At 72.2% G+C, this 25,578-nt stretch carries 20 protein-coding genes; 8 read left to right on the forward strand and 12 right to left on the reverse strand.

Annotated elements, in window-relative coordinates; all coding sequences use genetic code 11:
• Window positions 1-19: 19 nt before the first annotated feature.
• From murG to rsmH, 9 genes are all read right to left on the reverse strand, one after another.
• Complete coding sequence (gene murG / locus PZB75_RS05845) at window positions 20-1,114, reverse strand: undecaprenyldiphospho-muramoylpentapeptide beta-N-acetylglucosaminyltransferase (RefSeq protein WP_275534214.1); 1,095 nt, start codon at window positions 1,112-1,114, stop codon at window positions 20-22.
• Between the two features lie 6 nt (window positions 1,115-1,120).
• Window positions 1,121-2,602 carry a putative lipid II flippase FtsW gene (gene ftsW, locus PZB75_RS05850; protein ID WP_275534215.1) on the reverse strand — a complete coding sequence of 494 codons (1,482 nt, stop codon included), beginning with the start codon at window positions 2,600-2,602 and terminating at the stop codon, window positions 1,121-1,123.
• A gap of 111 nt (window positions 2,603-2,713) precedes the next feature.
• Window positions 2,714-4,141, reverse strand: a complete 1,428-nt coding sequence (murD, locus tag PZB75_RS05855; protein WP_275534216.1) for a UDP-N-acetylmuramoyl-L-alanine--D-glutamate ligase — start codon at window positions 4,139-4,141, stop codon at window positions 2,714-2,716.
• The gene (mraY, locus tag PZB75_RS05860; protein WP_275534217.1) at window positions 4,138-5,208 is read right to left on the reverse strand and encodes a phospho-N-acetylmuramoyl-pentapeptide-transferase; all 1,071 of its coding nucleotides are present in this window, start codon (window positions 5,206-5,208) and stop codon (window positions 4,138-4,140) included. The genes murD and mraY overlap by 4 nt, the downstream gene beginning before the upstream one ends.
• Window positions 5,205-6,611 (reverse strand): UDP-N-acetylmuramoyl-tripeptide--D-alanyl-D-alanine ligase, encoded by a 1,407-nt coding sequence (gene murF / locus PZB75_RS05865; protein WP_275534218.1) that lies wholly within the window; start codon window positions 6,609-6,611, stop codon window positions 5,205-5,207. Before murF ends, mraY begins: the two co-directional genes overlap by 4 nt.
• Before the next feature lie 4 nt (window positions 6,612-6,615).
• Window positions 6,616-8,355, reverse strand: coding sequence for a UDP-N-acetylmuramoyl-L-alanyl-D-glutamate--2,6-diaminopimelate ligase (locus PZB75_RS05870; RefSeq protein ID WP_275534219.1), 1,740 nt, complete (start codon window positions 8,353-8,355; stop codon window positions 6,616-6,618).
• Window positions 8,356-8,370: 15 nt separating this feature from the next.
• Entirely contained in the window at window positions 8,371-10,386 is a 2,016-nt protein-coding gene (locus PZB75_RS05875; RefSeq protein ID WP_275534220.1) for a penicillin-binding protein 2, read from the reverse strand.
• Window positions 10,387-10,390: 4 nt separating this feature from the next.
• Window positions 10,391-10,966: a septum formation initiator gene (locus tag PZB75_RS05880; protein WP_275534221.1), complete on the reverse strand. Its 576-nt coding sequence runs from the start codon at window positions 10,964-10,966 to the stop codon at window positions 10,391-10,393.
• 55 nt (window positions 10,967-11,021) lie between these two features.
• Window positions 11,022-11,987 carry a 16S rRNA (cytosine(1402)-N(4))-methyltransferase RsmH gene (gene rsmH / locus PZB75_RS05885; protein WP_275534222.1) on the reverse strand — a complete coding sequence of 322 codons (966 nt, stop codon included), beginning with the start codon at window positions 11,985-11,987 and terminating at the stop codon, window positions 11,022-11,024.
• 404 nt (window positions 11,988-12,391) lie between these two features.
• Here rsmH and PZB75_RS05890 point away from each other — a divergent pair, with 404 nt between their 5' ends.
• From PZB75_RS05890 to PZB75_RS05905, 4 genes are all read left to right on the forward strand, one after another.
• Complete coding sequence (locus PZB75_RS05890; RefSeq protein ID WP_275534223.1) at window positions 12,392-12,955, forward strand: carbonic anhydrase; 564 nt, start codon at window positions 12,392-12,394, stop codon at window positions 12,953-12,955.
• A 265-nt stretch (window positions 12,956-13,220) separates the two neighbouring features.
• Window positions 13,221-14,282, forward strand: coding sequence for a MoxR family ATPase (locus tag PZB75_RS05895; RefSeq protein ID WP_275534224.1), 1,062 nt, complete (start codon window positions 13,221-13,223; stop codon window positions 14,280-14,282).
• Window positions 14,282-15,652 carry a DUF58 domain-containing protein gene (locus tag PZB75_RS05900; RefSeq protein ID WP_275534225.1) on the forward strand — a complete coding sequence of 457 codons (1,371 nt, stop codon included), beginning with the start codon at window positions 14,282-14,284 and terminating at the stop codon, window positions 15,650-15,652. The genes PZB75_RS05895 and PZB75_RS05900 overlap by 1 nt, the downstream gene beginning before the upstream one ends.
• On the forward strand, window positions 15,649-18,081 hold the full coding sequence (locus PZB75_RS05905) for a DUF3488 and transglutaminase-like domain-containing protein (RefSeq protein WP_275534226.1): 2,433 nt from the start codon (window positions 15,649-15,651) through the stop codon (window positions 18,079-18,081). The genes PZB75_RS05900 and PZB75_RS05905 overlap by 4 nt, the downstream gene beginning before the upstream one ends.
• Before the next feature lie 510 nt (window positions 18,082-18,591).
• Here PZB75_RS05905 and PZB75_RS05910 read toward each other — a convergent pair.
• From PZB75_RS05910 to PZB75_RS05920, 3 genes are all read right to left on the reverse strand, one after another.
• Window positions 18,592-18,984 carry a DUF3040 domain-containing protein gene (locus tag PZB75_RS05910; protein ID WP_275534227.1) on the reverse strand — a complete coding sequence of 131 codons (393 nt, stop codon included), beginning with the start codon at window positions 18,982-18,984 and terminating at the stop codon, window positions 18,592-18,594.
• 324 nt (window positions 18,985-19,308) lie between these two features.
• Complete coding sequence (locus PZB75_RS05915; protein WP_275534228.1) at window positions 19,309-20,067, reverse strand: methyltransferase; 759 nt, start codon at window positions 20,065-20,067, stop codon at window positions 19,309-19,311.
• A gap of 103 nt (window positions 20,068-20,170) precedes the next feature.
• On the reverse strand, window positions 20,171-20,719 hold the full coding sequence (locus PZB75_RS05920; RefSeq protein ID WP_275534229.1) for an SAV_6107 family HEPN domain-containing protein: 549 nt from the start codon (window positions 20,717-20,719) through the stop codon (window positions 20,171-20,173).
• Between the two features lie 255 nt (window positions 20,720-20,974).
• Between PZB75_RS05920 and PZB75_RS05925 the strand changes: the two genes are divergently transcribed.
• From PZB75_RS05925 to PZB75_RS05940, 4 genes are all read left to right on the forward strand, one after another.
• Window positions 20,975-21,793, forward strand: a complete 819-nt coding sequence (locus PZB75_RS05925; RefSeq protein ID WP_275534230.1) for an ATP-binding cassette domain-containing protein — start codon at window positions 20,975-20,977, stop codon at window positions 21,791-21,793.
• Entirely contained in the window at window positions 21,765-23,852 is a 2,088-nt protein-coding gene (locus PZB75_RS05930; protein ID WP_275534231.1) for a YhgE/Pip domain-containing protein, read from the forward strand. Before PZB75_RS05925 ends, PZB75_RS05930 begins: the two co-directional genes overlap by 29 nt.
• Before the next feature lie 29 nt (window positions 23,853-23,881).
• Window positions 23,882-24,499 (forward strand): TetR/AcrR family transcriptional regulator, encoded by a 618-nt coding sequence (locus PZB75_RS05935; protein ID WP_275534232.1) that lies wholly within the window; start codon window positions 23,882-23,884, stop codon window positions 24,497-24,499.
• Window positions 24,500-24,932: 433 nt separating this feature from the next.
• Window positions 24,933-25,550, forward strand: coding sequence for a DUF4126 domain-containing protein (locus tag PZB75_RS05940; protein WP_275534233.1), 618 nt, complete (start codon window positions 24,933-24,935; stop codon window positions 25,548-25,550).
• The last annotated feature ends 28 nt before the right edge of the window (window positions 25,551-25,578 follow it).

Genomic DNA, 25,578 nt, shown 5'->3' on the forward strand with positions numbered 1-25,578 from the left:
CCCCCGGGCCCGCACCGCCTCACGCCTGGCGGCGTGCGGCAATCGCCTCGTACACCATGCCGACGAGCAGGTCGTCGGCGTCCCGGCGGCCGAACTCGGCCGCGGCTCGGGACATTTCATACAATCGGTGCGGATCGGAGAGCACCGGGAGGACATTGCCCTGCACCCACTCGGGGCTGAGCTGGGCGTCGTCCACCAGCAGACCACCGCCGGCGTTGACCACCGGCTGGGCGTTGAGCCGCTGTTCGCCGTTGCCGATCGGCAGCGGTACGTAGGCGGCCGGGAGCCCGACGGCGGAGAGTTCGGCGACGGTCATCGCGCCCGCGCGGCAGAGCATCATGTCGGCCGCGGCGTACGCGAGGTCCATCCGGTCCACGTACGGTACCGGGATGTAGGGCGGCATTCCCGGCATGTTGTCGACGCGCGGCAGTTCGTTCTTCGGGCCGACCACGTGCAGGATCTGGATGCCGGAGCGCTGGAGCAGGGGCGCGACCCGCTGGACCACCTCGTTGAGGTGGCGGGCGCCCTGGGAGCCGCCGGAGACCAGCAGCGTCGGCAGGTTGGAATCGAGCCGGAAGGCGGCGCGCGCCTCCGGGCGGACCCGGGCCCGGTCCAGGGTGGCGATGGTGTGGCGCAGCGGGATGCCGATGTAGCGGGCACCGCGCAGCTTGCTGTCGGGGGTGGCGACGGCGACCCCCGCGGCGTACCGCGAACCGATCTTGTTGGCCAGGCCCGGCCGGGCGTTGGCCTCGTGGACGACGATCGGCACGCCGGCGCGCTTGGCCGCGAGGTAGCCGGGCAGGGCCACATAGCCGCCGAAGCCGACCACGCAGTCCGCCCGGGTCCGTTCCAGGACCTGCTCGGCCGCCTTGATGGTGCCGCGCAGCCGTCCGGGGACGGTGATCAGCTCGGGGGTGGGCCTGCGCGGCAGCGGTACGGCCGGGATCAGGGCGAGTTCGTACCCCCGCTCGGGTACGAGCCTGGTCTCAAGGCCGCGTTCCGTGCCGAGGGCCGTGATTCCCACGGACGGGTCCTGCCTGCGCAGGGCGTCTGCGAGGGCAAGCGCGGGCTCGATGTGGCCGGCGGTCCCCCCACCGGCGAGTACGACATGCACCGAAATTCACCGCTCTCCGGACGGACGCTTCTTGACGCGCCGTCTCATCGTCTTCCATCTGGCCCCGGGCCTCCGCATGGCCAGGGCAGCCTTCGCCCCGGGCTCCTCCCGCGCGAAGGCGATCAGGAGTCCGACGGCGAACATGGTCGGCAGCAGGGCCGACCCCCCGTAGGAGAACAGCGGGAGCGGGACCCCGGCGATCGGCAGCAGACCGAGCACCGCACCGATGTTGATCACGGCCTGAACCATGATCCAGGTGGTCACGCCTCCCGCGGCATACCTCACGAAGGGGTCCTCCGTGCGTCCGGCCACGCGGATACCCGCATAGCCTAGGGCCGCGAAGAGGGCGAGTACCGACAGCGTCCCCGCCAACCCCAGTTCCTCCCCGGTGATGGCGAAGATGAAGTCGGTGTGCGGTTCGGGCAGTTGTCCCCATTTTTCCACGCTGGCGCCGATCCCCGATCCGAACCATCCGCCGGACGCCAGGGCGTAGATTCCGTGGACGGCCTGCCAGCAGGAGTCCCCGGGGCCGGGTTCGCTCGCACCGACGCAGGCCAGTCTGGACATCCGGTTGGGACTGGTCTTGATCAGGACGACGGCGATGACGGCCGCGAAGGCGAACACACCGGCGAAGAGCCGGGTGGGGGCGCCGGCCAGCCAGAGCAGTCCGAACAGGATCGCGGTGAGGATGATCGCGGTGCCCATGTCGCCGCCGATCATGATCAGTCCGAGCAGCAGGAAGGCCACGGGGACGAGCGGGACGAGCATGTGTTTCCACTGCGTCAGCAGCCGTTTGTCATGTTTTCGGGCGAGCAGGTCGGCGCTCCACAGGATCAGCGCGAGTTTGCCGAACTCGGCGGGCTGGAGCTGGAACGGGCCACCGATGTAGATCCAGTTCTGGTTGCCGTTGACCGACATCCCTATCCCCGGGACCTGTACGAGCACCAGCAGGAAGACAGTGCCCACGAGCATCGGGTACGCGAGTGCCCGGTGGAGTTTGACGGGCACCCGGGTGGCCACCAGCATCAGCCCCGCCCCGAGAACGGCGGCGAGGAACTGTTTGCGGAAGAAGTAGGTGCTGGGTTTGGACAGTTCGAGCGCCTTGATCATCGAGGCGGAGTAGACCATCACGAGACCGAGCCCGGTGATCAGCAGAGCGGCCCCGAGGATCAGGTAGTACGCCGTCAGGGGGCGGTCCCAGGCCCGCCGCAGCCGCTCGTACAGCTGTCGCGGGCCCAGCCGCCGGGGCGTACGCGGGGTCCGGGGGGTTCGGGTGCGTCCGCCGCCGCCCCGGGCCGCCTGGGGCTTCCTGACCCCGGTCGCGAGCCGTCCTCGGGCGGCGATGCCCACGGGCGGCGCGAGGCCCGCCGGGACGAGCCCGGCGGGTGTCCGAACATGGGGCCGCGGCCTGCCGTCGGCGGGTGTGCGCGGGGCGCGGCCCGCCGCACGGGCCGGACCGCACGCGGCGGAACTCTCGTCGGCCGGCATTGTCGCTGTCCCCTCCACTGCTCGTGCGCCGGAGGCGTCACCGGGGCCGGGCCCGCGGCGATGCCGCACCCGGTCCCCCCGGGGACGGTCACGACGCGCGTGCCGTGACCGTCAGGCGCTCTCGGCGGCGCGTGCGCGGACCGCGTCCGCGAACGCCTCGCCCCGCTTGTTGTAGTTGACGAACATGTCCATCGAGGCGCAGGCCGGGGCCAGCAGCACGGTGTCTCCCGGCCGGGCGAGCCGTGCGGCCTCCCGGACCGCCTCGGACATCGCCCCAGTGTCGGTCCGGTCGAGGTCGACCACCGGGACCTCCGGGGCGTGTCGCGCCAGGGCTTCGCCGATCAGGGCACGGTCGGCGCCCATCAGGACGACGCCGCGCAGCCGCCGGGCGGCTCCGGCGACCAGGTCGTCGAAGGTCGCTCCCTTGGCGAGTCCGCCCGCGATCCAGACGATCGGTTCGTACGCGGCGAGGGATGCCTCGGCGGCGTGCGTGTTGGTCGCCTTGGAGTCGTCGACGTACGCGACCCGGTCGAGGTCGGCGACGTGCTCGATGCGGTGCGGATCGGGCCGGAAGGACCGGAGGCCGTCCCGTACCGCCGTGGGCGGCACCCCGAAGGAGCGGGCCAGCGCGGCGGCGGCGAGGGCGTTGGCGATGTTGTGCGGGGCGGGCGGCCGGACGTCCGCGACCTCGGCCAGTTCCTGGGCCTGCTTCTGGCGGTTCGCCACGAACGCCCGGTCGACGAGGATGCCGTCGACGACGCCCAGCTGGGAGGGGCCGGGGGTGCCGAGGGTGAACCCGACGGCCCGGCAGCCTTCTTCGACGTCGGCCTCGCGGACCAGGTCCTCGGTCGCCGGATCGGCCGCGTTGTACACGCAGGCGACCTGGTTGCCCTCGTAGATCCGGCCCTTGTCGGCGGTGTACGCCGTCATGGAGCCGTGCCAGTCGAGGTGGTCGGGGGCCAGGTTGAGCACGGCCCCGGAGTGGGCGCGGACCGACGGCGACCAGTGCAGCTGGTAGCTGGAGAGTTCGACGGCGAGCACGTCGTACGGCTCGTCGCCGAGCACCGCGTCCAGCAGCGAGACGCCGATGTTGCCGACGGCCGCCGTGCGCAGCCCGGCCGCCTCCAGGATCGAGGCCAGCATCCGTACGGTCGTGGTCTTGCCGTTGGTGCCGGTGACCGCGAGCCAGGGCGCCGGTTTCCTGCCGTCCAGGCCGCGCAGCCGCCAGGCGAGTTCGACGTCGCCCCAGACCGGGACGCCCGCCTCGGAGGCGGCGCGGAAGAGCGGCTTGTCGGGCTTCCAGCCGGGGGCGGTGACCACCAGTTCGGTGGACCCGGGCAGGGTCGCCCCGTCGCCGAGCCGCACGGTGACGCCCAGGGCCTCCAGTTCGGCGGCCTGGCCGCGGGAGCGTTCGTCGTCGCCGTCGCTGACGACGGTGACCTCGGCCCCCAGCTCACGCAGGGCGCGGGCCGCGGGGACACCGCTGACGCCGAGCCCCGCGACGGTGACCTTCCTGCCCCGCCAGTCCTGGTCGCTCACTTCTCCGCCGCCCACCCCGCGTAGAAGAGGCCGAGGCCGACGATCACGCACATGCCCTGGATGATCCAGAAGCGGACCACGACAAGGACCTCGGACCACCCCTTGAGTTCGAAGTGGTGCTGGAGCGGTGCCATGCGGAAGACCCGCCTGCCGGTCATCTTGAAGGAGCCGACCTGGATGACGACCGACATGGTGATCATCACGAAGAGGCCGCCGAGCAGGGCGATCAGGAACTCCGTGCGGGAGCAGATCGCCAGGCCGGCGAGGGCGCCGCCGAGGGCGAGCGAGCCGGTGTCCCCCATGAAGATCTTGGCGGGTGAGGTGTTCCACCAGAGGAAGCCGAAGCAGGCGCCCATGAGGGCGGCGGCGACGACGGCCAGGTCGAGTGGATCTCGTACCTCGAAGCAGGCGTTGGGGTTGGTCAGGGTCGCCGCGTTGGCACAGGACTCCTGGAACTGCCACAGCCCGATCCAGGTGTACGCGCCGAAGACCATCACCGACGCGCCCGTGGCGAGACCGTCCAGACCGTCCGTCAGGTTCACGCCGTTGGACATGGCGAGAATCATGAACAGCGCCCAGACCACGAAGAGCACCGGGCCGATGCGCCAGCCGAAGTCCGTGATGAACGACAGCCGGTCGGAGGCCGGGGTGTGGCCCCGCTTGTCGGAGAACTGGAGGGCGAGCACCGCGAAGGCGATGCCGACGATCAGCTGGCCCGCCATCTTGGCCTTGGCCCGCAGACCGAGCGAGCGCTGCTTGACGATCTTGATGTAGTCGTCGAGGAAGCCGACGACACCCATCCCCGCCATCAGGAAGAGCACGAGGATGCCCGAGATGCTCGGGTCCTCCCCGGTGATCACCTTGGCCAGCGCGTACGCGATGAGCGTGGCCAGGATGAAGGAGATGCCGCCCATGGTGGGCGTGCCCTTCTTGCTGCCGTGGCTGCGCGGGCCGTCGTCCCGGATGAACTGCCCGTATCCCTTGCGGGCCAGCAGCTTGATCAGCAGCGGGGTACCGACCAGGGTCAGGAAGAGCCCGATGGCCCCCGCGAAGAGGATCTGCCTCATCGGCCGGTGACCTCGCCCTCGGTCGAGTTCTCCAGCAGTGTCTGGGCGACCTGTTCCAGGCCGACCGACCGGGACGCCTTCACCAGCACGACGTCTCCCGGACGCAGTTCACTGCGCAACAGGTCGACGGCCGCCTGCGCGTCGGACACGTGCACCGACTCCTCACCCCACGAACCCTCGTTATATGCGCCCAGTTGCAGCCAGGAGGCTTCTCGGCCCCCGACCGCGACGAGCTTGCTGACGTTGAGCCGGACGGCGAGCCGTCCGACCGCGTCGTGCTCGGCGAGCGACGCTTCGCCGAGCTCGGCCATCCGGCCGAGCACCGCCCACGTGCGGCGCCCCCGTCCCATGGCCGCGAGCGCGCGCAAGGCGGCTCGCATGGATTCGGGGTTCGCGTTGTAGGCGTCATTGACGAACGTCACACCGTCCGGACGCTCGGTGACCTCCATGCGCCAGCGGGAGAGGGAGTCCGCCTCGGAGAGCGCCACGGCGATCTCGTCTGCGGACAGGCCCAACTCATGGGCGACGGCGGCCGCGGCGAGCGCGTTCGACACGTGGTGCTCACCGTACAGGCGCATGGTCACATCGCTGCACCCGGTGGGTGTGTGGAGGGCGAAAGCGGGGCGCCCATTCTCTGTGAGACGGACATTCTCGGCACGTACGTCCGCGTCCGGGGCCTCGCCGAAGAGCAGGATCCGGGCTTTGGTGCGGGTGGCCATGGCCCGGACGAGCGGGTCGTCGGCGTTCAGGACGGCGAGTCCGTCCTCGGGCAGTGACTCGACCAGCTCGCCCTTGGCCTGCGCGATCTGTTTCCGGCCACCGAACTCGCCGATGTGGGCCGTGCCGACGTTGAGCACGAGGCCGATCCGCGGCGGGGTGAGGCCGGTGAGGTAGCGGATGTGGCCGATGCCTCGGGCGCCCATTTCGAGGACGAGGTGCCGGGTGTCCTCGGTGGCGCGCAACGCGGTGAGCGGCAGGCCGATCTCGTTGTTGAGCGAACCCGGTGTCCAGACCGTTGGCGCCTTGCGCGCCAGGAGCTGGGCGATCAGGTCCTTGGTGGAGGTCTTGCCCGCCGATCCGGTGAGCGCGACGACGGTGGTGCCGAGGCGTTCGACGACGGCCCGGGCGAGCGCGCCGAGTGCGGCCAGGACGTCGTCGACGACGATGGCCGGGACGCCGACGGGGCGGGCCGCGAGGACCGCTGCCGCACCGGCCTCCACGGCCCCCCGCGCGTAGTCGTGGCCGTCGACCCGCTCGCCGGCGAAGGCGACGAACAGGCTGCCGGGTACCACCTCACGGGAGTCGATGACGACGGGCCCGCTGACGGTGGCCGTCCGATCCGGTATGTCGTGGGGCCGCCCGCCGACGATTTCGGCGATCTCGGCGAGGGAAAGGGTGATCACTTGGTCATCCCCGACTGTTGTTCTCGTGGTGACGGGCGCGGTCCGCGGTGCCCCGGCGGGCGTCGTCGGCGGTCTCGCGTTCCATGGACCGCGCGATGGCCGCGCGCAGGACCTTGCGGTCGTCGAAGGGGCGTACCACTCCGTGGATGTCCTGGCCCAGCTCGTGGCCCTTGCCCGCGATCAGCACGGTGTCGCCTGGTTCCGCGCGGGCGACCGCGGCGGCGATGGCCGCGGCCCGGTCGGCCTCGACCAGGACGTCGCCGCGTTCGTGCACGGGGACCTCGGCGGCGCCGGAGAGCATCGCGGCGAGGATGGCGAGCGGGTCCTCGGACCGGGGGTTGTCCGAGGTGAACACGGCGGTGTCGGCGAGCCGGGCGGCCGCGGCGCCCATCGGGCCGCGCTTGGACCGGTCGCGGTCGCCGCCGCAGCCGAGCACGATGTGCACCCGGCCCTCGGTGACCTTCTGGAGGGAGCGCAGCACGGACTCGACCGCGTCCGTCTTGTGGGCGTAGTCGACGACCGCGAGGTAGGGCTGTCCGGCGTCGACGCGCTCCAGCCTGCCGGGGACGCCGGGGACCTCCGCGATGCCGTCGGCGGCGGTCTGCGGGTCGATGCCCGCCACGGCGAGGGTGACGATCGCGGCGAGGGTGTTGGCGACGTTGAACGGACCGGGCAGCGGGGCCCTGGCGGCGATCCGGTGGCCCTCGGGGCCGATCGCGGTGAAGGTGCTGTCCTGCGGGCCGACCTGGACGTCCTCGGCGTGCCAGTCGGCGTCCGGGTGGCCCTCCGCGGAGAAGGTGACGACGGGGACGGTGGCTTCCGTGATCAGCCTGCGGCCGTACTCGTCGTCGAAGTTGACGATGCCCCGCCTGCTGCGGAGCGGGGTGAACAGCTGGGCCTTGGCCTGGAAGTAGTCCTCCATGCCGGAGTGGAACTCCATGTGCTCCGGGCTGAGGTTGTTGAACACCGCGACGTCGAAGACGCAGCCGTCGACGCGGCCCAGCACCAGGGCGTGGCTGGAGACCTCCATGGCGACCGAGTCGGCGCCGCGTTCGCGCATGACGGCCAGCAGGGCCTGGAGGTCGGTGGCCTCGGGGGTGGTGCGCTCGGACTTGACGCGTTCGTCGCCGATGCGCATCTCGACGGTGCCGATCAGTCCGGTGCGGTGTCCGGCGCGGCGCAGTCCGCCTTCGACGAGGTACGCGGTGGTGGTCTTGCCCGAGGTGCCGGTGATGCCGATCTGGAGGAGGCCGGCGCCGGGCCGCCCGTAGATCTCGGCGGCGAGTTCGCCCATATGGGCGCGCGGTTCGTCGACGACGAGGACGGGAAGGCCGGTGGCGGCGGCGCGTTCGGCGCCCGCCGGATCGGTGAGGACGGCGGCGGCGCCGAGGCGGGCCGCCTGGGCGGCGAAGTCGGCGCCGTGGAACCGGGCGCCGGGGAGGGCGGCGTACACGTCTGCGGGGCGTACCGCCCGTGAGTCGTGGGTGATGCCGGTGACCTCGCCGTATCCCGGCGGTTCGACCCCCAGCCGGGCTGCCAGCTCCGCGAGGGAGGTCGGCCTGAGCCGGTCCGGTCGGGGCGCTCCCGGGTAGTTCACAGGGGCGTCCTTCTGGGTGATTTGGGACTGATCAGCGTGGGACACGGCGGTGAGCGTACCGGGCGCACCCGGCCTCTCGCGAAGCGAGGGGGCCGGGTGGCGGTGGTTCCCGTTCCGGTTCCCGGGATCGGGGGTGATGGTTGTCACTGGAGGGTTCCCGGGTCATTCGTCCGGCTTGAAGGACACCGGCAGCCGGGCGGGCGCGCTGCCGGAGGGTGCGGTCTGGAGGGTCTTGAGCGCGAACTCCATGACCTGCTTGTAGATGGGCCCGCAGATCTGGCCGCCGAAGTAGCTGCCCTTGGTGGGGTTCTGGATCGCGCAGTAGACGGTGATCTGCGGGTCGTCGGCGGGGGCGAAGCCGGCGAACGAGGCGGTGTAGCCGCGGTAGCCGCCGTGTGCCGGGTCCACCCGGTTGGCGGTGCCGGTCTTGCCCGCGGCCCGGTATCCGGGGATTCGGGCCTTGGCGCCGGTGCCCTCCTCGTCGTCGACCACGGACTCCAGCATGGTGGCCAGTGTCCTGGCGGTCTTCTCGCTGATCACCCGGGTCTTCTTGGGGGCGGGCGCCGCGGTGAAGCGTCCGCCGGGGCCCTTCGTACCGCGTACGAGTGTGGGCTCGACCCGCACCCCGCCGTTGGCGATGGTGGAGTAGACGGAGGCGGCCTGCATGGCGTTGAGCGAGAGCCCCTGGCCGAACGGGATCGTGTACTGCTGCGAGGTGGACCAGTTCTCCGGCTGGGCGAGGATGCCGGGCGACTCGCCCGGGTAGCCGAGCCCGGTGGTGCTGCCGATGCCGAACTTGCGCAGGTACGAGTGGAGGACCCGGTTGGCCTCGGCCTGGGTCTTCCCGAGCCGGCCCGTGGCCAGGATGGTGCCGATGTTGCTGGACTTGGCCAGTACGCCGTTGAGGGTCAGGTACCACGTGGGGTGGTCGATGTCGTCGTGGAAGAGCCGGTCGCCGCGGTGCAGCGTGTTGGGCACGGTGACATGGGTGCCGGGATCGGCGACGCCCTCCTCCAGCACGGCGGCCATGGACATGACCTTGCTGGTGGAGCCGGGCTCGTAGACGTCCTGGAGCGCGGCGTTGCCGAGCGACGCCATGTCGGCGTGCGTGATGTCGTTGGGGTCGAAGCCGGGGGCGTTGGCCATCGCCAGCACCTCACCGGTCCTGGTGTTCTGCACGATCACGTAACCGCGGTCGGCCTTGGACTTCGCCACCTGGTCGGCGATGGCCTTCTGGGCGGCCCACTGGATGTCGCGGTCGATGGTCAGCTCGATGTCGGTGCCCGGGACGGCCGGGACCTCGCTGGTGCCCGCGGTCGGCACCCTGCGGCCGCCCGACTGGGCGTACTTGATCCTGCCGTCCTCGCCCGCGAGTTGCTTGTCGAGTTTCGATTCGAGGCCGCCGGCGCCCTTGCCCTCGGCATTGACGTAACCCAGTATCCCGGCGGCGAGGTCCCCGTTGGGGTAGACCCGCTTGGTGCTGGACTCCTGGAAGACCCCGGCCAGCACGTTGGCCCCGGCGCCGCCCTTCGCCTTGTCCTGGCTCGCCTTCTGGGCGAACACGGACTTGAGGTCCTGGATCTGCTTCCAGACCTGGGGGGTCTGGCGGCGGGCGAGCACGGTGTAGCGGCTCTTGGGGGTCGACAGCCGTTCGGTCAGCACCGCGGCGTCCTGGCCGAGGATCGGGGCGAGGAGCACGGCGGCCTGCTGCGGCGCGTCCGGTGCCTTGCTCTCCTGCGGCGTGAACATCTTGGGGTCGGCGGTGATGTCGTGGGCGTCGACGCTGGTCGCGAGGGCGATACCGCTGCGGTCGGTGATCTCGCCGCGTTCGGCGGGGATCTCGTAGTCCAGGTAGCGGTTCTTGTCGGCCTTGGCCGCGTAGGCGTGGGCGTCGACGGCCTGCACCTGGAGCAGCCGGACGACGAAGGCCAGCATGACGAGGGTCAGGCCGAGACTGACCAGCCGCAGTCGTGGACGGGGGCTGCCGAGGCGGAGGGTGCGCGCGGGCCGTCCGCCCGGCGCCCGGTCGTGCCGCCGGGCCTGCGGGCGGGCCGCGGGGCGGGGGCGCCGGCCGTCGGGACGGCCGACGGGCCTGGGACGGCCGGGCTCACCGCCCCGGGCGCCGCGGGTCCGGCCGGGGCCGGGAACCCGGCGGCGCGGTGGTTCCTTGGAGGGCACTGCGTCACCTGCCGGGGCTCGTCGGGGACGGGGGCGCCAGGGCCCCCGAGGATGCGTCGGGGGCGGGACCGGAGCCGGAATCGGGGGCAAGGCCCGGGTCGGCCGACGGCTGCGCCGGGGTGCCGTTCGCGGGCACGTCCGCCGCGCCGGAACCGGAGAGGGCCGGCGGGGACGCGGGTACGGAACCGGTCGGGGACGGCGTCGGCTCGGGGGCGGCCGCCGGGGACGGCATGCCGCGGACCTTGCCGTCCCGGCCGAGGAAGGCGGGGCTGCCGCCGGGCACCATGCCCAGTCCGCGCGCCCGCTGCTCCAGCGCGTCGGGCTCGGAGTAGCCGTCGACGTCGCGTTGCAGCGCCTGCTGCTCATCGGTCAGTTCGGTGGTCCGCTTCTTCAGCTCGCTGAGCCTGAACGATCCTTCGTTGAGCGCGGAGTTCAGCACCAGCAGCGTGATCAGGCCACCCCCGAGCAGCAGCACGACCAGCAGGACGAAGGGCGTACGGGCGGCGTTGCCGGACCCGGCCGGCAGCATCCGGGTGAGCCGCGCGGCCCGCCCCTTCAGCTGCCCGGCCTGCTTGCTCACCGTGCGGCCCCGGCCGTCCCGGGCGGCGCGCCCGCCGGGGACGGTTCCGATGCGGTCATCGCTCCTCCTCGCGGATGCGTTCGGCGCCGCGCAGCCGGGCCGGGGCGGCGCGCCTGTTCTCGGCGACCTCCGCCTCGGTGGGCAGTTCGGCGCCTCGGGTGAGCAGCTTCAGGCGGGGCTGGTAACGCTCGGGAACGACGGGGAGTCCGGGGGGCGCGGTGTTGGCTGCGCCGGCCGCGAGGACCTGTTTGACGAGGCGGTCCTCCAGCGACTGGTACGAGAGGACGGCGATGCGTCCGCCGACGGCGAGGGCCCCCACCGCGGCCGGGACGGCGCGTTCGAGGACGCTCAGCTCGCCGTTGACCTCGATGCGCAGTGCCTGGAACGTGCGCTTGGCGGGGTTCCCGCCGGTCCGTTTGGCGGCCTGCGGCAGCGCGTCGCGGATCAGCTCGACGAGCCGGGCGCTGTTGCTGAAGGGTTCCCTCTCGCGTTCGCGCACCACGGCCGAGACGATCCGCCTGGCCTGCTTCTCCTCGCCGTACGCGCGCAGAATCCGTACCAGTTCACCCGGCGGATAGGTGTTCAGGACCTCGGCGGCGCCGATGCCGGTCGTCTGGTCCATGCGCATGTCGAGCGGGGCGTCCCGGGCGTACGCGAAGCCGCGGTCGGCCTCGTCCAGCTGCATCGAGGAGACGCCGAGGTCGAAGAGGACGCCCTGGACCTCGGGGACACCCAGCCGGTCCAGTACGTCGGGCAGTTCGTCGTAGACGGCGTGGACGAGGGTGGCGCGGTCGCCGTACGGGGCCAGCCGTTCGCCCGAGAGGCGCAGCGCCTCCCTGTCCCGGTCGAGGCCGATCAGCCGGACGGCCGGGAAGGCGGCGAGCAGGGCCTCGCTGTGTCCGCCGAGGCCGAGGGTGCAGTCGACCACCACGGGCGGCCGGGGACTCGGCGCTTCCAGAGCGGGGGCCAACAGGTCCAGGCACCGCTGGAGCATCACCGGGACGTGTCGGGTCTGGCTCAATGCGCCCTCTCAGGCTCAGGTCCCGGGTGACCGTACGTGCGGCCGGGTCCCCGCCCACTCATGAAGGGGAGGTCCGCCGACGCCGGGGAAGGGGCATCGGCCGACCGGCGAGCGGGAGAGGGCCGGGCCGTACGTACGCCGCACACCCGGGGGAACTTCGGAGTGTTTCGGAATGTGCAGAGTGTGTCGGTAACTTCCCGTCACTTTAGTCCACCCTGCCATTCGATCGATTCCCGATCAATCAACCGGGCAGCGCGTCGCCGAAGGGCCGCCCTTCACCCGGCAGGGGGAAGGGGCCGGACCTGCGGCCGGACCTGTGGGTTACCTCACAACAAGTCCCGTTGACCTTCTTTGTCCCCTCCGGCCGCACACCGCGGCCCGCTTCGAGGTCTAACGTCTTGGGTATGTCGACTTCCGCGCATTCCGCCACCGAGCCCGTCGCCCCCGCCTCCGAGAAGGCCCGCCCCGGCGGGGTGGTCACCGACCGCCTCGTGGAGGCGAACGTCTCCTACGCCGCAGACTTCGTCGACCCGGGCATGGACGCGCGCCCGGTGCTGAACGTCGCCGTGGTGGCCTGTATGGACGCGCGGCTCGACCTGCACGCCGCGCTCGGCCTGGAGCTCGGCGACTGCCACACCATCCGCAACGCGGGCGGTGTGGTCACCGACGACGTGATCCGTTCGCTGACCATCAGCCAGCGGGCCCTCGGTACGCGCAGCGTCGTGCTGATCCACCACACCAACTGCGGCCTTGAGGCGATCACCGAGGACTTCCGGCAGGAGCTGGAGGCCGAGGTCGGCCAGCGGCCGGTCTGGGCGGTCGAGGCGTACAGCGACGCGGACCAGGACGTGCGTCAGTCGATGCAGCGCGTCCGGACCTCGCCGTTCCTGCTGCACACCGATGACGTCAGGGGCTTCGTCTTCGACGTGACCACCGGCCTGCTGCGGGAGATCCACTCCGTCTCCTGAGCCGTCTCCTGAGCCGTCTCCCCGCCCCTGGTCAAGGGGCGGGGAACGCCGGAATACCGGTAAGAACCGACATATCGCACCCACTTGTCCACAGGCGAGTGACACGACGCGGCAACGCCAACAAGAATGCGTGTGTGACCTCTCGCCGGGACCTTCCGGAGGGGTGTCCGAATTTCGGGGTGGGCCGGGCCGGTCGAGCGCTCGGGCCCGTGAATGATTCCTCCAGAGCTCCAGGGGCCGGGGGGAATGGGCCGAGGAGGGCCGGGTGACGACCTATGACGAGCGAGCGAGCCTCACAGATCTGACCACGACGGCGGAGCGGGTGCGCGGGTCGGTGGAGAGCGTGATCGAGGGCAAGCCCGAGGTCGTACGGCTTTCACTGACCGTACTGCTCGCGGAGGGGCACCTCCTCATCGAGGATGTTCCCGGGGTGGGCAAGACCATGCTGGCGAAGGCGCTGGCACGGTCCATCGACTGTTCGGTGCAACGCATCCAGTTCACACCGGATCTGCTGCCTTCGGACATCACCGGTGTGTCCATCTTCGACCAGCAGCGGCGCGAGTTCGAGTTCAAACCGGGTGCGATCTTCGCGCAGATCGTGATCGGTGACGAGATCAACCGCGCCTCTCCCAAGACGCAGTCCGCACTGCTGGAGTCGATGGAGGAGCGCCAGGTCACCGTGGACGGGCGGACGTACGAGCTGCCCGACCCGTTCATGGTGGTCGCCACGCAGAACCCGGTGGAGATGGAAGGCACCTATCCGCTGCCCGAGGCCCAGCGGGACCGCTTCATGGCACGGGTGTCGATCGGCTACCCCAGCCCGGAGGCGGAGTTCCGGATGCTGGACGTGCACGGCGGGGTGTCACCGCTGGCCGATCTCCGGCCGGTGGCCCACGCGCACGACGTGGTGAAGCTGATCGACGCCGTGCGCGAGGTCCATGTCGCCGATTCCGTACGGCGGTACGCGGTGCAGCTCGTCGCGGCCACCCGGGCGCACCCGGACCTCAGACTCGGGGCCTCCCCGCGGGCCACCCTGCATCTGCTGCGCGCGGCGAAGTCGTCGGCGGCGCTGAGCGGCCGGGACTACGCGCTTCCGGACGACGTGCAGGCGCTGGCGGTCCCGGTCCTCGCGCACCGGCTGCTGCCGACCGCGCAGGCCCAGCTGAACCGCCGGACGGCGGAGCAGGTCGTGACGGAGATCCTGCAGCGCACGCCGGTGCCCACGGCGGGCGCGCCGGGTCCGGCCCTGCCGCGGACCGCGCCGGCCCCGTCGGGTCGACCGGGCCGGCCGGTGTACGGCGGGCAGTCCGACCCCCGGCGACCGTGATGGACGCCCTGGGTGTCACAGCCGACCGCGGTGACGACAAGGGCGGTCCGTCGGCCGCTCTGCGCGGGCTGACCACGCGGGGGCGCTCCTTCCTGGCCGCGGGGGTGGCCGCGGTGATCTGCGCGTATGTGCTGGGGCAGGGGGATCTGCTGCGGGTCGGGCTGCTGCTCGGGGTGCTGCCGCCGGTCTGCGCGACGGTGCTGTACCGCACCCGGTACCGGGTCGCGGCCACCCGGCGGCTCTCACCGTCCCGGGTGCCGCCGGGGGCGGAGGCGCGGGTGCATCTGCGGATGGACAACGTGTCGCGGCTGCCCACCGGGCTGCTGATGCTCCAGGACCGGGTGCCGTACGTGCTGGGGCCCAGGCCCCGGTTCGTGCTGGACCGGGTGGAGGCGGGTGGCCGGCGCGAGGTGTCGTACCGGGTCCGGTCCGATCTGCGCGGGCGCTATCCGCTGGGGCCGTTGCAGCTGCGGCTCGGCGACCCGTTCGGGATGTGCGAGCTGACCCGCTCGTTCGACGCGTACGACACCCTGATCGTGCTCCCGAGGACGGAGGCGCTGCCCGCGGTCGGGCTCTCGGGCGATGCTTCCGGGTACGGCGAGGGACGGCAGCGTTCGACGGCCCTGGCCGGTGAGGACGACGTGATTCCGCGCGGGTACCGGCACGGTGACGACCTGCGGCGGGTGCATTGGCGTTCCACCGCGCGCCACGGCGAGCTGATGGTGCGCCGGGAGGAGCAGCCGCAGCGGGCCAGGTGCACGGTGCTGTTGGACACCCGCCGGGTGGGGTACGAGGGGGCCGGGCCGGACTCGGCCTTCGAGTGGGCGGTGTCGGGGGCGGCCTCGGCCCTGACGCACATGCTGGAGCGGGGCTTCGCGGTGCGGCTGCTGACGGATGTCGGCACGTCGGTGCCGGGCGAGGGGGCCGACGGTTTCACCGGGGCGTCGCAGGGGGCCGCCGAGTCGGCGGCCCTGATGATGGACACCCTCGCGGTCGTCGGCCACTCCGACGGCGGTGGCCTGTCACGCGCACACGACGTGCTGCGCGGCGGGACCGAGGGCCTGCTGGTCGCCTTCTTCGGTGACCTGGACGAACAGCAGGTGGCGGTGGCGGCCCGGATGCGGCAGCGCAGCCGCGCGGCCATGGCGTTCGTGCTCGACAGCGCGGCCTGGATGCCGGGCGACGGCGCCGTGCCTTCCGGGGCGCACGAGGAGCGGCTGCGGATGCTGCGCGAGTCGGGATGGACAGCCGTGACGGTACGGCCGGGGGCGGAGCTGGCCCGGTTGTGGCGGCAGGCCGCCGGGGAGCGGGACGACACACGCCCGGCCGGTGCGGGTGGCACGACGGATCTTTCGGGGGGACGGTCATGAGCGGTCGTGGTCGGCCGGCGCTGTGCGCCTTCGCGGCGACGCTGATGACGGCGGCGGCGATGCTGCCGCTGGTCCGCTCGTCGGGGTGGATCGTCCAGGCCGCGTTCCTGCTGGCCGTGCAGAGCGGGGCGGGGACGCTCGCCCGGCGGATGTCGCTGCCCCGGTTGCTGACGGTGGCCTCGCAGGCGCTGGTGACGGTGCTGCTGCTGAGCGTGGTGTTCGCGCGGGAGCAGGCGCTGGTCGGTGTGGTGCCGGGGCCGGACGCGGTGCGCCGGATCGCGGATCTGCTGACGGCCGGCGCGGACGACATCGGCGAGTACGCGATTCCGGCGCCGGCGACGGACGGCATCCGGTTGATGCTGATCGGCGGGGTCCTGGTGATCGGCCTCGTGGTGGACGTCCTCGCGGTGACGTTCCGCAACGCGGCCCCGGCCGGTCTGCCGCTGCTCGCGATGTACTCGGTGGCGGCGGGGCTGGCCGACGGGGGCGCGGGCTGGTTGTGGTTCCTGCTGGCCGCCTCCGGATATCTGCTGCTCCTGCTGTCCGAGGGACGGGACCGGCTCGCCCGGTGGGGGCGGGTGTTCGGCGCGTCCACGAGATCGTCGGGCGGGCTGACGGCGGGGATACAGGCGTCGGACCGCACCACGTTCGCCTCGGTCCGTACGGGCCGGCGGATCGGTGTGCTGGCCCTGGGCGTCGCGCTGGTGGTGCCGGCGGCGCTGCCCGCGCTCGACGGCGGTCTGCTGAGCGTCGGTCACGGGAGCGGTGACGGCAAGGGCGGTGGCGGCGGCACCATCTCGGCGGTGAACCCGCTGGTCTCCCTCCAGGACGACCTGAACCAGCCGGAGGACCGGGAGGTGATGTCGTACCGCACGACCTCAGGGAATCCGCAGGACTTCTATCTGCGGATTCTGGCCCTGGACGAGTTCACCGGGGACGAGTGGCGGGCGTCGAAGCGCGGCCTCACGGATGTGCCGCGGCGGCTTCCCGGACCGGACGGTCTCACCGGGTCGGTCGCCGTGTCCGAGGTGACCTCCGAGATCTCCGCGTCGAGTTCGTACCGGCAGACCTATCTGCCGCTCCCCTACCCCGCGACGGAGGTCGACGTCGCCGGGCGGTGGCGGTACGAGCCGGCCGGGCGCACGCTCGTCGGTGACTCGGGCCAGACGACGGGGGGCGTGCGGTACGAGGTCAGCAGCCTGGAGACAAGACCGTCGGCGGAGCAACTGGCGAGTGCGCCGGACGCGCCGCCCGAGGTGCTGAGGCAGTACACCCGGGTCCCCTCCTCGCTGCCGAAGGTGGTCGAGGAGACGGCGGCCGAGCTGACCCGGGGCATGACGAACGACTACGAGCGCGCGGTGAGGCTGCAGAACTGGTTCGCGTCGGACGGCGGATTCGCCTACGACACCTCGGTGAACTCGGGTACGGGCAGCGCCGCGATCGGCCGGTTCCTCAAGGACAGGCGGGGCTTCTGCGTCCACTTCTCGTTCACGATGGCCGCGATGGCGAGGACGCTGGGCATTCCGGCCCGGGTCGCGGTGGGGTTCGCGCCGGGCTCCCCGCAGCCGGACGGGCGGTACTCGGTCGGACTGCGTGACGCGCACGCCTGGCCCGAGCTGTACTTCGCGGGCGTGGGCTGGACCCGCTTCGAACCGACTCCGACCCGTGGTTCCGCCCCTGTCTACACGCAGCCGGAAACCCCCGCGGGGGACACGGCCGACCCGGCCCGACCCGAGACGTCTGCCTCGGCCGCGCCGTCGGCGGCCCCCTCCGCCTCGGACAACTGCCCGGCGCGGATGCGCAAGCAGGGTGAGTGCGGCGGTTCGACGGCGCCGGGCGCCGCACTGCCCACGGACCCGGGAACCCCCGTCGGCACGGTGGCGGGAATCGTCCTGGGCGCACTGGTGGTGCTGGTGCTGCCGTTCCTGCCGCTGCTGTGGCGGCTACGGGTGCGCAGGCGCAGGCTGACCGGCTCGCAGGGTCGCGCTCCCGCCGACACCGCGGCCCGGGTGTTGGCCGTCTGGCAGGAGGTCGTCGACTCGGCCTGGGACCACGGCATCCCGCCCGACGACGCCCGGACCCCGCGCGGAACGGTGGACCGGATCGTGCGGCTGGGGCGGCTGGACGAGAGCGCGGCGAACGCGGCCCATCGAGTGGCGGACGCGGTGGAACAGGTGCTGTACGCACCGCGGCCGATGTTCCGTCCTGGGCTGGTCGAGGACGTCTCGGCGATACGGGCGGGATTGCGCGCCGGGACCGGCCGGGGCACTCGGTGGCGTGCGGTTCTGGCGCCGCGCTCGGCCGTCCGGGTGGTCTGGGCGGTCTCGGAACGCTGGGCGGCGTACACCCACCGCAGGAGAACGGCCGGAGAGAACCGTCGTCTCCGCTGGGCGGCGCGGCTGCGCAGACCCTCCCGCCAGCAGGGCTGATCCCGGCCGCCCTCCGCGCACGACACCCGGACGGCTTCCCCGGACCGGGGCCTCGCCCGGCCAGGAAGCCCCCCCGTCTGCCCGTCGGTCCCACCACCCGTTCGGAAGAGCCGTTCCGGGGTCCTGCCCGGGGCCATCAGGGGGCTTCTCCGGCGCCCGTACGCGCCTCGACCCGGTCCGCACAGGACCGGCCCCCCGCTTCCGGGGCCTGGTCCGCACCGGCAGGTCGTCCGGTCGGGGCCGGTGCGGCAGATCCGGGCGGGCGTGATGCGGGACGGGTTCGGCCGTACGACCCGCCACCGTCGAAGCCGGTGGTACGGCAGACCCGAGCGGGCCGCTCCCCCATCCGGGTGGGCCGCCGCGGGTCGGCCACCCTCCGGGGCACCACTCCCGTACCCGCCCCGCGCGGCACAGCCCGCACGCCGACATGGGTGAGGGGCGACCGGAAAGTCTCGGTCGCCCCTCACCCATGAAACTTCCGCGTCCGCCGCGGTACCACCTGGCTCGTGTCTACTGGCCCTGCTCGTCGCGGCGACGCTGCCACCGCTGCTCGATCCGATTCATCACGGTCCGATGTTGCTTGGGCTGCCGGCGTTCGCCTCCGGCCGCGCCCGGCTGTTGCTCACCGGGCTTGGGCGCTTTGCGCCATCCGGTGACCGCCAGGACCGCGCAGCCCAGCATGACGAGGAACCCCACCACGCTGATCCAGATCTGCTGAGCGACCATTCCGGCCATGAGGAGCGCGATACCCACCAGGAAGCCTGCGACCGCCTGGTAGACCCGTCGTCGGGTGTACGTACGCAGCCCGCTTCCCTCGAGCGCTGTCGCGAACTTGGGATCTTCGGCGTACAGCGCTCGCTCCATCTGCTCGAGCATTCGCTGCTCGTGCTCCGAGAGCGGCACGGAGTCCTCCTCGTCGTCGGCCGCGGGGGCGACCGGTATGCGGCCCTTCCAGGATAGGCAGGGAATCGCCCCCGTGAAACCTGCCCACTTTTCAAACAGCCAGTCCGGGCCGCCACGTCGGGTCAGGTGTTGAGGCTTTGATTCCCCAACCTCCGATCCGTCATGCCGGATGGTGTCCCCCGATCATACGTGTCGCGGCGCCGGATCGGGGGCCCTGGGGCGTACTCCGTCTGCGGCTGCGTCGCTGATCAGCGACGTCCGGCCGGACTTCGGTCACCGGCCGAACACACTCCGGTCACACCAAGGCGCGACCGGTGGTGCGCCTTATGCGCGCTTCTCGCCCAGAACGTGCAGCTGAGTCGCCACCGAGTGGAAGGCGGGCAGCTCGGCGGCCGCGGCCTCCAGCTTCAGCAGCGCCTCCATGGCGCCGGGTTCGGCGTCGACCAGTACACCCGGGACGAGATCGGCGAAGACGCGTACCCCGTGCACCGCACGGACCTCGATGTCCGCGGCCGAGACCAGCTGGGTGAGCTGTTCGGCGGTGAAGCGGCGGGGCACCGGGTCGCCCTCGCCCCAGCGGCCCGCCGTGTCGGTGAGCGCCTGCCTGGCCTCGGCGAAGTGCCCGGCGAGGGCCTTGGCGAGAACGGCGCCGCCGAGTCCGGCGGCCAGCAGGCTCAGCGAACCGGCCGGGCGCAGCGCGTCGACGGCGTTGCGCACGCCCTCGGCCGGTTCGTCGACGTACTCCAGGACGCCGTGGCAGAGCACGGCGTCGTATCCCCCGCGCTCGACCACGTCGAAGAGGCCCAGGATGTCTCCCTGGACACCGTGGACACGGTCGGCGACCCCGGCCTCCGCGGCGCGGCGCTCAAGCGCGAAGAGCGCGTTGGGGCTGGGGTCGACGACCGTGACGCGGTGGCCGAGGCGGGCGACCGGCACCGCGAAGTTGCCGGTGCCGCCGCCGGTGTCCAGGACGTCCAGGGCGTCCCTGCCGGTCGCCTTGACCTGACGGTCGAGGGCGTCCTTCAGCACCTCCCAGACCACGGCGGTACGGAGGGAGGCGCGGGGGCGCAGCGGGTCCGACACGGCAGTTGACTCCTCGGCACGGTGCCGCCGCTGAGGGCGGAGCGCGAACGGCGCAGGTGGTAATGGGTGCTCTCCACCTTATTGCCTCGCGCCGCGGTCCCGGTCATCCCACGTCCGGCCTCCCGGCCCTGGGCTGCGGGAGCACCGGCTGAAGCATCAGCAGCCGTTCGACGAGACGCAGGAACATCGCCGCGTCCCGCAGCAGGTCGTCGGCGGCGCGGCTGTCGGCGGCGCCCGGTATGCCGGCCTCCGCCCGTGCCCTGCGGTCGGCGCCGGAGGCGAACAGGGCGCTCCATTCGGCGAGTTCCGGGGCGATCTCGGGCAGGACGTCCCAGACGCTGCGGATCACCTCCCGGCGGCGCCGGGAGGACTCGGGGCGGCCCCTGGCCGCGAGCACGGCGGCCGCCGTGTGCAGCGCGGCGAGGTGGGCGGTGGCATAGCGCTCGTTGGCCACGTCGAGCGCACCGGCCTCGTCCAGACCGGTGCGGGCCTTGGCGAGCAGATCGAGGGCGGCGGGCGGGGCGGCGGTGCGCCGCAGGACGGGGTGGACGTCACTCGCCGGTCCGGTGAGTGACGGGGCTGCGCCGGTCAGTGAGGGGGCAGGGCTGCCTGTGCGACGCCGGTGTGCGGCTGCCGCGGACGAGCTGGCCATGACGAACCTCCTGTCGTCGTGTGACGGCTCTGTGGCCGTATGTGTCCATCCTGAAGGCCACCACTGACAATGCCCCGGCTGACGCCCGCCATCCCCGGCTGACCAGGCACTTTGCGTCGAGCAAGGGTTCGGGTTAGTTTTTGCACTGACTGGTCAGTGCAAAGAATCGCTTCCCCAGGGAATCCACCGGGGTTCCCCCCTCGCCCCCTCGGGCGAATCCGTCGGGAACGGTTCCAGGAGAAGGAGGAGGCATCCGTGGACGGTCCGCACGGTGCGGCGGTCATCGCCGAGGACTTCGGCCTCAAGGGCCCACGCGGCTGGGCCTTCCGGCACGTACGGTTCGACGCGGAGCCGGGTTCGCTGGTGGCGATCGAGGGACCGTCAGGTTCCGGCCGGACCTGCCTCCTGCTCGCTCTCACCGGCCGTATGCGTCCCGGCGAGGGATACGCCGAGGTCGCCGGACACCGCGTACCGCGCCGGTCGGCCGCCGTACGCCGCGTCTGCGGACTCGGCCCGGTCCCCGGTGTCAGCGAACTCGACCCCGCCCTCACGGTCGCCGAGCACCTGCGCGAGCGAGCCCTCCTCCAACGCCGTTACGGCGGCGCGCTGCGCGCCTTCCTCCGGCCGCGTGCCGAGCGCTCCGCCGAGACCGGCTCCCGTGTCGACGGCGCGCTGGCGGCCGCCGGACTCGACCTCGCCTCCCTGCCCAAGGCGGAGCGGACCTCCGTACGCGATCTGGAGCGGCTGGAGGCGTTGCGGCTCTCCGTGGCCCTCGCCCTCGTCGACCGCCCCCGGCTGCTCGCCGTGGACGACACCGACCTCAAGCTCTCCGACGCCGAGCGCGCCGACGCCTGGGCGCTGCTGCGCTCGATCGCGGCCGACGGAACGACGGTGCTCGCGGTGTGCAGCCAGGCCCCCGAGGACACGATCACCGTGCGGACCCGGGAAGCGGCGACGGTCCCCGGCGCCGGTGACACCGACACCCCCACCGGCGCCACCGCCACCACCGTCGGCGACACCGACACGACCGGGAAGGGGACCGGCCATGCGTTCGCCCGGACTCGCCGCGCTTGAGCTGAAGCGCTTCGGCCGGGGCAGGCTGCCGCGCGCCGCACTGGCCGCCCTCCTGCTGCTCCCCCTGCTGTACGGCGCGCTGTACCTCTGGTCCTTCTGGGACCCGTACGGCCGCCTCGACAAGATCCCCGTCGCGCTGGTGAACGCCGACAAGGGCGCCACCACCGGGGGCGAGCGTGTCAGAGCCGGTGACGAGATCACCGAGAAGCTGCTCGACTCGAAGGTCTTCGACTGGCACGAGGTGAGCGCCACCGAGGCCCACAAGGGCCTTGAGGACGGCACGTACTACCTCTCCCTGACCATGCCGGCCGACTTCAGCCGGCGGATCACGTCCAGTTCGGGGGACTCCCCCGAGACCTCCGCGCTCCAGGTGCGGACGAACGACGCCAACAACTACATCGTCGGGCAGATCTCCCGGACGGTCTTCGCCGAGGTCCGCACCGCCGCCTCGACGAACGCCTCACGCGGCTTCCTCGACCGGATCTACCTCTCCTTCTCCGACCTCCACGACTCGACGGCGAAGGCCGCGAAGGGCGCCGGTGACCTCGAAACCGGCATCGGGAAGGCGAAGCAGGGCTCGAAGGACCTCACCGACGGGCTCAAGGACGCCAAGGACGCCAGCGGCCGGCTGACCGGTGGCCTCACCAAGCTGGACAAGGGCGCGGGCGACCTGGAAAACGGTTCACGGCAGGTGGCCGACGGCACCCGGCTGCTCGCCGGCAAGGTCAACGGCGTGGCCGCCGACGTCCGGCCCTTCCTGAAGGACAACGGCAAGGCGATCGGTGACACCGCCCGGCTGGTGGCCGACGGCTCGAAGACGGTACGGGACAACCTCGGCGAGCTGGTGAAGGCCGCGCCCACCGCCGCGGCGGCCGCCCACAAGGCCTCCGACGATCTGACCGCCGTCCACCGCACCCGCTGCGAGGAGCAGTCCGTGCCCGACGCCGAGACCTGCCCCCCGCTGAAGCGCGCCACGACCGCGGCGGCGGACGTCGCGAAGGTCGCCGACGATGTGAACACACTGGTCAAGGACCAGAACGGCGAGCTGACGAAGCTGCGCGGGCAGCTCTCGGCCCTGGAGAAGCAGGCCGCCGCCCTCGCCGAACGCTCCCCGCACCTCGACGAGGACCTGGAGGACGCGGTCGCCAGGATCAACGCCCTCGACACCGGCGCCCAGAAGGTCGCCAAGGGCGCCGGCACGCTCCACACCGACCTGGGCACCGCCAGGACCGGCTCCGGCGACCTGGACACCGGGGTCGGCAAGCTGAAGAAGGGCGCCACCGGTCTGGACGACGGCCTCGTCCGGCTCGGCGACGGTTCGGCCACGCTCGCCAAGGGGCTGAACGACGGCGTCGGCCGGATACCCGACTACGACGAGGACGACCGCGACCGGCGTACCGGTGTGATGGCCGACCCCGTGCGGCTGGCCTCGCAGTCGCTGCACGACGCGCCCAACTACGGCACCGGGTTCGCCCCGTACTTCATCCCGCTCTCCCTGTGGGTCGGCTCGATGGTGGCGTACATGCTGATCCAGCCGCTCAACCGGAGGGCGCTCGCCGCCGGGGCCTCCGCCTGGCGGATCGCCTTCGCGGGCTGGCTCCCGGTCGCCGCGATCGGACTGCTCCAGGTCGCCGCGCTGATGTCCGTACTGCACTGGGGACTCGGGCTCCGGATGACGCGCGCCGCCGGGACGATCGGCTTCCTGGCCCTGGTGACCTGCTGCTTCGCCGCGATCATCCAGTGGCTCAACGCCCGGTTCGGCGCGGCGGGACGCATCCTCGTACTGGCGCTGCTGATGCTCCAGCTCACCTCGGCCGGGGGCACGTATCCCGTCCAGACCAGCCCCGGGTTCTTCGGGGCGCTCCATCCGTATCTGCCGATGAGCCACGTCGTCGACGGGCTGCGCAGACTGATCACGGGCGGCGGTCTGGGTCCGGTGTGGCTGGCGTGCGTCGTGCTGACGGCCTTCACGGCCGGGGCCCTGGCGCTGACCGCGGTCTCCGCGCGGCGCAAGCAGATGTGGACCATGGAGCGGCTGCACCCGGAGCTCAGTCTGTGAGCGCCGCCGGACCTGTGAGAATCGACGCCATGGAACGCAGTAGCACCACGCGCCGCCAGGCCACCCGGCAGAAGCTCTACGAGGCGGCCGTGACTCTCATCGCCGAGAAGGGGTTCTCGGCGACCACGGTGGACGAGATCGCCGAACGCGCCGGGGTCGCGAAGGGGACGGTCTACTACAACTTCAAGAGCAAGACGGAACTGTTCGAGGAACTGCTGCGCCACGGCGTGGGACTGCTCACCGCGTCGCTGCGGTCCGCCGCCGACGGGAGCGCGGCGCGCGGCGGCACCCGGGTGGCGGCGCTCGACGCGATGATCCGGGCGGGTCTGGTCTTCATCGACCGCTATCCGGCGTTCACCCAGCTGTACGTCGCCGAGCTCTGGCGCACCAACCGGGCCTGGCAGGGCACGCTCCTGGTGGTGCGTCAGGAGGCCGTCGCCGTGGTGGAGGAAGTCCTGCGCGAGGGGGTCGCGAACGGCGAGCTGAGCGAGGAGATCGACATCCAGCTGACGGCGGCGGCGCTGGTCGGCATGGTGCTGGTGGCCGCCCTGGACTGGCAGGCGTTCCAGCCCGAGCGGTCGATGGACGATGTGCACTCGGCGCTGTCCCTGCTGCTGTACGGGCGGGTCAGCGGACGCCGGGGCTGAGATGTCGGACGGTCCCACCGCCGGACCGTCCCCACCCCCGCCCTCACCGCTGACCGCACCACCCCGGCGAGGTGTCCTCGCCGGGGGACGTCCGTGCGCGCACACGCCGGTCCGACGAGGCTCGATCCCCCCGAGCCTCGCCGGGCCGGCGTGTGCGCCGCGCTGTCGGAGGACCTTCCCCCGTGGCCCCGTTCGTCCCCCGTGGCCCCGTGCCCTCCGTCGCGCGCCCCCGCTGCCCCGGGGATTCAGCACCGTTCCGCCGCCCCGTGCCGGCGGTGCCGGTGCGGTGTCCCCGGCGTGCCCCTCACTCTTCCCTGCGCGCGGGTGACGGCCCATCCGTGCGTCTACTCATCTCCGGCCCTGAGTACGGGTACTCAGGGCCGTTTCCGTGACCCCTGGGAGAACCGGCCGTCCGCTGGATACGATTCCGCCCGTGTCCGTACTCCCCCTGGTCTTCACAAGCGGCTGGGCGAGCGGGATCAACGCCTACGCGGTGGTCCTGCTCCTCGGCGTGTTCGGCGCGACCGGTCTCACCGACGAGGTGCCCGCCGCGCTCCAGCGCACCGATGTCCTGGTGATCGTCGGTGTGCTCTTCCTGTGCGAGGCGGTGGCGGACAAGGTCCCGTACCTGGACACCTTCTGGGACGCGGTCCACACCGTCGTCAGACCGATCGCCGGGGGCGTCGTCGCGGCGCTGCTGGCCGGGCAGAGCGGTTCGCTGCCGGAGCTGGCCGCGGGTGCGATCGGCGGGTCGACCGCGCTGGTCAGCCATCTGGTGAAGGCGGGCACCCGGATGGCGGTGAACACGTCACCCGAGCCGTTCAGCAATGTCCTGGTGAGCCTCGTCGAGGATCTGGCGGTGGCGGGTGTCATCACCTTCGCGGTGTTCCATCCGGTGCTGGCCGCGACCGTCGCGGGGGCCTTCCTGCTGCTCGGCGTGGCGACCGTGGCGTTCCTGGCCGGCCGCATCCGCCGGTTCCTGCGGCGCCGGGCGCAGCGGCGTGAGGAGAGACGTGCGGCGGGGGCAGGCCTCGCCCGGCCTCTCGGCTGAGCTGTCGGTGGTGGCCGTTAAGGTCACT

This window comes from Streptomyces sp. AM 4-1-1 (assembly GCF_029167625.1).
Classification (GTDB): domain Bacteria; phylum Actinomycetota; class Actinomycetes; order Streptomycetales; family Streptomycetaceae; genus Streptomyces.